Here is a 6,229-nt window from a genome sequence, read left to right as displayed (position 1 = left end):
GGTGAACACATTCAAACTGTGGGAGCTGGCTTGCCTGCGATGAGGTCGTTCAGGCGCTGAAGATCAACGCTCGTGCAACGCCTCGGCCCGCGCCTTGATGATCGGCTTGAGCAGGTAGCTCAGGATGCTTTTCTTGCCGGTGATGATGTCCACCGACGCCACCATGCCCGGAATGATCAGCAACGGTTTCTCGTCCGTGCCCAAGTGGCTGCGGTCGGTACGCAAGGTGATCATGTAGTAGGTGGTTTTCTTGTCTTCATCGGTGATGGTGTCGGCACCGATGCGTTCGAGCTTGGCCTTCAGGCCGCCATAGATGGTGTAGTCATAGGCGGTGAACTTGACGATCGCTTCTTGCCCCGGGTGCAGGAAGGCGATGTCTTGCGGGCGGATCTTGGCTTCCACCAGCAAGGTGTCGTTGAGCGGCACGATTTCGACCATGTCGCTGCCTGGCTGGATCACGCCGCCGACGGTGTTGACCAGCAACTGCTTGACGATCCCGCGCACCGGCGAGGTGACCAGCGTACGGCTGACGCGGTCCTCAAGGGCACGGCCAGTGGATGCCGCTTTGTTCAGCTCGGTGCGCGCTTCGTTGAGCTGGGTCAGCGCTTCACTGCGGAATTTGCCACGGGTTTCGTCGATCTTGCGCTGCACTTCCTTGATCGCCGACTCGGCGCGGGGAATGGCCAGGGTGGTGGCGTCCAGTTGACCGCGGGTTTCCATCTCGGCGCGCTTGAGGCGCAGCACTTCCACCGGCGAGACCGCGCCTTGGGCCACCAGCGGCTCGGACATGTTGATTTCCTCGCGTTGCAGGGACAACTGGCTGCGGTACTGGCCTTGCTTGGAGGTGAACTCACGCAGTTCCTGCTGGCGCTGCACCAGTTGTTCCTGCAAACCGCCCACTTCGTCTTTCAACTGCTGACGGCGGCTTTCATACAGGGAGCGTTCGTTGGCGGCCTGGCTTGGCGCGGCCTTGAGCACATCATCGGGGATGTTCAGCGGGCGATCGTCCACCTGCGCACTCAGGCGCTCGACGCGCAGTTGCATGGCCAGGCGCAACGCTTCGGTTTCACCGGCGTTGGACACAAACCGCGTGTCGTCGAGGCGAATCAGCGGCGCGCCGGCTTCGACGATCTGGCCTTCCTTGACGAACAACTCGGAGACGATGCCGCCTTCCAGGTTCTGGATTTTCTGCAGCTTGGACGAAGGAATCGCCTTGCCGTCGCCACGGGTGACTTCGTCGATGCTGGAGAAGCCCGCCCACACCACCAGGAACACGAAGAACGCGATGATCGCCCAGATGGTCAGGCGGATAACCCGCGGCGCATCTTCGATCAGCGCCTTGTTGACCTCGGGCAGCGGCTGGCCCTGCAGCGAGTCGGAGCCTTTGAAGTAGCGGCCAACCGCGCTTTTGATGGAGTTAAGCAACACTGATCTGCCCCTTTTTCAACGCTTCCATAACCACGGCTTTCGGGCCGTCCGCGAGGATCTGCCCACGGTCGACCACCAACAGGCGGTCTACCAGAGAGAGCAGTGAGGCACGGTGGGTGACCAGCACCACGGTCTTGTTTTGCACCACGGCTTGCAGGCGTTGCTTCAAGCGTTCTTCACCGGTGTTGTCCATGGCGCTGGTGGGTTCGTCCAGCAGCAGAATGGGCGGGTTGAGCAGCAGCGCGCGGGCCAGGGCGACGTTCTGGCGCTGGCCGCCGGACAGGTTCTGCCCACGCTCGCCGACTTGCAGCTCATAGCCTTGCGGGTGCAGGCGCGCGAACTCGTGCACGCCGGCCAGTTCGGCGGCTTGCAGGACCATTTCGTCTTCTACATAACGCGCACCGGAAACCAGGTTGTCACGCAGCGTGCCGGCGAGTAACTGGATGTCCTGGGCGACGTAGCCGATGTTGTGGCGCAACTCGCTCACGTCGATCTGGCGCACATCCACGCCGTCCACCAGCAACGCGCCGGAGTCGGGTTGATAAAGGCCGACGATCAGTTTGGCGAGGGAGCTTTTACCCGAGCCGCTGCGGCCGATGATGCCGATCTTCTCGCCCGGCTTGATCACCAGGTTGATGTTTTTCAGCGCGGCGTTCTGTTGGTTCGGATAAGTGAAGTTCAGGCCCCGGCACTCAATGGCACCTTGCAGGGTGCGACGGCTCATGGGGCGCTCTTCGAAATTGCGCTCCTGGGGCAGCTCCATCATCTGGTCCACCGAGGTCATGGTGACTTTGGCTTGCTGGTAGCGAGTCAGCAGGCCCGACAGCGAGGCCAGCGGGCTCAGCGCCCGACCACTGAGCATGTAGCAGGCGATCAGGCCGCCCATGCTGAGGTTGCCGTCGATGATCTGGTACACGCCGAAGACGATCATGATCACGCCGGCGAGTTGCTGAATCAGCAGGGTCATGTTCATCGACAAGCCCGACAGCAACTTCACGCGCAGCTCAAGCCGGCTCAAGGTGCCGATGGTTTGTTCCCAACCGTACTGGCGCTCGCTCTCGGCGTTGTTGACCTTGACCGCGTCCAGCCCGGCGAGGGTTTCGATCAGGCTCGACTGGCGCTCGGCGGCCAGCGCCATGGTCCGTTCCATGGTGGCCACCAGCGGCTTTTGCAGGGCATAGCCGATGCCCAGGGCCAGCGGGAAGGCGAGCACCGGGATCCACACGAGGTGGCCGCCGAGGATGGCGATCACCAGGAAGATCAGCAGGGTGAACGGCAAGTCGATGAGGCTGGTGAGGGTCAGCGACGCGAGGAAATCGCGCAGGCTCTGAAACTCATGGATGTTCTGGGCAAAGCTGCCGACCCGCGCCGGGCGGTACTTCATGGACATGCCGACGATGCGCTCGAACAGCGTGGCCGAGATGATCAAGTCGGTTTTCTTGCCGGCCAGGTCCAGGCACAAACTGCGTAGGCTTTTGAGCACCAGGTCGAACAGGTACGCGCCGCAGATGCCCACGGCCAACACCCATAAGGTGGCCGTGGCCTGGTTCGGTACCACACGGTCGTACACGTTCATCACGAACAGCGGTGCAGCCATGGCGATGATGTTGATCAGGAAGCTGGCGGCGATGGCGTCGGTGTAGAGCCAGCGCGAGCGCATGAGGGTGTCGCGAAACCACGAACGCGCGCGCGGAATCAGGGTGCCGTGGTTGACGTCGAATTTGTGCTGCGGCTGGGCGAAGAAGACTTTGCCGATGTAGTCCTCGGCCAGCAGCTCACGCTTGATGAGCACTTCGCCGCCGTCGCTTTCACTGAGCAATACCCGCGCGTCATCTTCGCCTTGCCACCCGACCAGCACGGTGCTGCGCCCGTCCTTGAGCAACAGCAGCGCCGGCAGTGCAATCGTCGGAATCTGCTCCAGCTTGCGCTGCAACAAGCGCCCCTGCAGCCCGGCACGCGCGGCTGCACGCGGCAGTAAATCGGCACTCAAGCGCTGCGAAGGCAGCGGCAGGCCAGTGGTGAGCATGGCCGCGCTGGCCGGTTTTTGATGCAGGGCACAGAGTGCCAACAACCCGTCGAGTAACGGGTCGTCGTGCAGCGTGCGTGGATCATGACTGAGATGAACTCGACTGACTTCGGATTCCACGCGGTGCACTCTCGACAAACAGATGGGGCTATTGGGGTGACTCAATTCATCCCAGGCAGCTGGACTCGAGGCTTCACGTCGTTCTGTACGACAGAGGCCATCGGTGCAACTACGCCCTGGCTTTTGAGCAATTCGCCCATGGTCGTCTTGATTCGATATTGAGTAAATAACTGAATGTTCTTGATCTCTTCCAAGCGACGGGAAGCGGTGAACAATTCGTTCTCGCTGTCGAGCAAGTCGAGCAGGGTACGCTGGCCCAGGCTGAACTGCTGCTGGTAAGAGGTACGCACGCGGGTGCTGTGGTCGACGTATTGCTGCGCGACCGGCAACTGCGCGTTGGCGTTGTTCAAGGCGTTCCAGGCCAGGCCCAATTCTTCATTGAGTTGGCGCAGGGCGTTGTTGCGGATGTCCAGCGCCTGGCTGGTCTGGTACGACTTGGACTGCAGGTCAGCCTTGTTGCTGCCACCGGCGAACAGGTTGAAGCGCATGCGCACCATGGCTTCCCAACCGTTGCTGTGGCCGGCATCGCCGCCGACGTTGTTGTCGGCGTTGGTGCCCAGTTCGGCATCGAAGCGCGGGTAGAAGGTCGACTTGGCTGCGTCGTACTGGCTCTCGGCGGCGGAGATGTCCGACTCGGCCGAGCGCAGCACCGGGCTGTTGTCGAGCATCTGGCGGCGCGCTTCGTTGAAGTCAGCCGGCAGCATGGCCATGAACGGGGCCGGGCGCTCGAGCTGGTCGGGCATCTGGCCGACGGCGCTGAGGTAATTGACCTGGGAGTCGGCGAGGTTGGTCTGTTCGGTGATCAGGTTGTTGCGGGCCTGGGCCAGACGCGCTTCGGCCTGGTCCTGGTCGGCACCGTTGCCGACGCCACGCTGGGTGCGCAGCTTGATCTGGTCGTAGATGCGTTCGTGGTTGCGCAGGTTTTCTTCGGCCAGGCGCACGAACTCGCGGCGGGTCAGCACGTCCAGGTACACCTGGGCGACGGTCAACCCGGTGCGCTCGGAGGTACCGAGCAAGGAATAAGCACGGGAGTTGACGTTGGCTTGTTGACGCCCGACTTCGCTGGAGGTGGCGAAGCCGTCAAAAATCATCTGCTGCAGGCGCAGGCTGGATTCACCGCGGTTATGCGTGTCCCACTGGTTGCCGTTTGCGCCGCTGGCGGCGCGAGTGTTGGAGTCGTCGGTGCCTTCACGGCCGTAACCGGCGTTCAGGTCAACACGAGGCAGGTAACCACCTTGTGCGGCGCGCAATTGATAATCGGCGGCGATGCGGCTGTTCACACCGGCTTGAATTTCCGGGTGCACATCCAAGGCCTGCTGCATGGCCTGAGGCAATGTTTGGGCTTGTACAAAACTGGCGGCGAGAACGAACGGTATTGCCTTGAACAGGTGCAGACGCATTTAAAAATTCCCCAGGACTTCTTGTCTCAAATCACAGCAATTAACGTGGCTGCGTCGGAAAATGGCTACCGTAATGACCGTACGTCGGAAAGTTCAAAAAGCGGAACTGCTTCACACATGTAGGACGGTTCGCCGCATAAATATCAATGTGACATTACGGGGCCGATTGTTTAGGATGGCGACCATAAGGTCAATAGTTTGGCATAAACTAGATAACGAAAAAATCTAGCCAATAATTTGACGTCAGTAACTTCATAGACTACGCCCCCTCCAGTTTGGCCCTCCTCTCGCGAGCGGCCACATGGAATTCATCAGAAACGGATCGCCGGAGAAATCTTTAATGAGCAGTGTTGTTGCCATCGTCAAAAGCATTGTTGGTCAAGTTTTCGTTATTTCTCCGGAAGGAACGCGTCGACTTCTTATTGAAGGGGACCGCCTGTTCGCGGGCGACCAAGTCGACACCGGCTTGTCGGGCTCCGTCAGCCTGGAACTGGCCGACGGCCGCACGCTGGACCTGGGTCGCGAGACCCAGTGGAGCGCCGACTTGCCGGACTCCAGCCTCGACCTGGCCGCTGCCACTGAGCAAGCCGCGCCGTCGGTTGCCGAGTTGCAGCAAGCCATCGCCGCGGGCGCCGATCCGACCACCGACCTGGAAGCCACCGCTGCGGGCGCAACCGCTGCCGGTAATGGCGCTGCAGGCGGTGGCCACAGCTTTGTCGTGCTGGACGCGACCGCGGGCCGCGTAGACCCGACGATCGGCTTCCCGACTGCCCCCATCGGTCAGGCCAACACCACACAGACCCAACTCGCGGGCGCCCAAGGCTCCACCGACAACGGCAACCTGGTGTTGCAGGCGTCCACCCTGACCCTCAGCGCGACACCGACCATCACCGAGGCTGGCGGCGTACTGACCTACACCGCCACTGTCACCCAGCCGCCGATCAATGACCTGACCATCACCCTGTCCAACGGCGCAGTGATCACCATCACCGCAGGCCAACTGACCGGCACCGTCAACGTACCGCTGGCCCCGAATGACAGCCCGTACATCGACCCAAGCCAGATCAGCGTCAACGTCACCGGCACCACCGGCGGCAACAACCTGGTACTGACCCTCGACCCGGCGCCGGCTGTTACCCAGATTACCGACACCATCGACACCACCACGGTTACGCTGACCGCTGGCGGGACCGTGACTGAAGGCGGTCAGATTACTTACACCGCCACCTTGACCAATCCGGCGCAGACGCCGGTG

Annotated in this window: 4 protein-coding genes; 1 reads left to right on the top strand and 3 read right to left on the bottom strand. The window is 61.6% G+C overall.

What is annotated here, in order from left to right:
• Positions 1 to 63: 63 nt before the first annotated feature.
• From WBB95_RS03800 to WBB95_RS03790, 3 genes are read right to left on the bottom strand one after another with little or no spacing between them, the layout of a single operon-like run.
• The gene (locus WBB95_RS03800; RefSeq protein ID WP_424486365.1) at positions 64 to 1,428 is read right to left on the bottom strand and encodes an HlyD family type I secretion periplasmic adaptor subunit; all 1,365 of its coding nucleotides are present in this window, start codon (positions 1,426 to 1,428) and stop codon (positions 64 to 66) included.
• On the bottom strand, positions 1,418 to 3,574 hold the full coding sequence (locus WBB95_RS03795; RefSeq protein WP_424486364.1) for a type I secretion system permease/ATPase: 2,157 nt from the start codon (positions 3,572 to 3,574) through the stop codon (positions 1,418 to 1,420). Before WBB95_RS03795 ends, WBB95_RS03800 begins: the two co-directional genes overlap by 11 nt.
• A 41-nt stretch (positions 3,575 to 3,615) precedes the next feature.
• Positions 3,616 to 4,974: a TolC family outer membrane protein gene (locus WBB95_RS03790; RefSeq protein ID WP_424486363.1), complete on the bottom strand. Its 1,359-nt coding sequence runs from the start codon at positions 4,972 to 4,974 to the stop codon at positions 3,616 to 3,618.
• A gap of 340 nt (positions 4,975 to 5,314) precedes the next feature.
• Here WBB95_RS03790 and WBB95_RS03785 point away from each other — a divergent pair.
• On the top strand, positions 5,315 to 6,229 hold a 915-nt coding region (locus tag WBB95_RS03785), incomplete at its 3' end, for a retention module-containing protein (RefSeq protein ID WP_424486362.1).

The organism is Pseudomonas sp., assembly GCF_049645325.1.
GTDB lineage: Bacteria > Pseudomonadota > Gammaproteobacteria > Pseudomonadales > Pseudomonadaceae > Aquipseudomonas.
The sequence above is the reverse complement of the archived record's forward strand: the minus strand, read 5'-3'. Positions and strand labels throughout refer to the sequence as shown.

Excerpts from the sequence above, each read along its gene's own strand:
- WBB95_RS03790 (WP_424486363.1), bottom strand. The coding sequence starts at position 4,974 with ATGCGTCTGCACCTGTTCAAGGCAATACCGTTCGTTCTCGCCGCCAGT.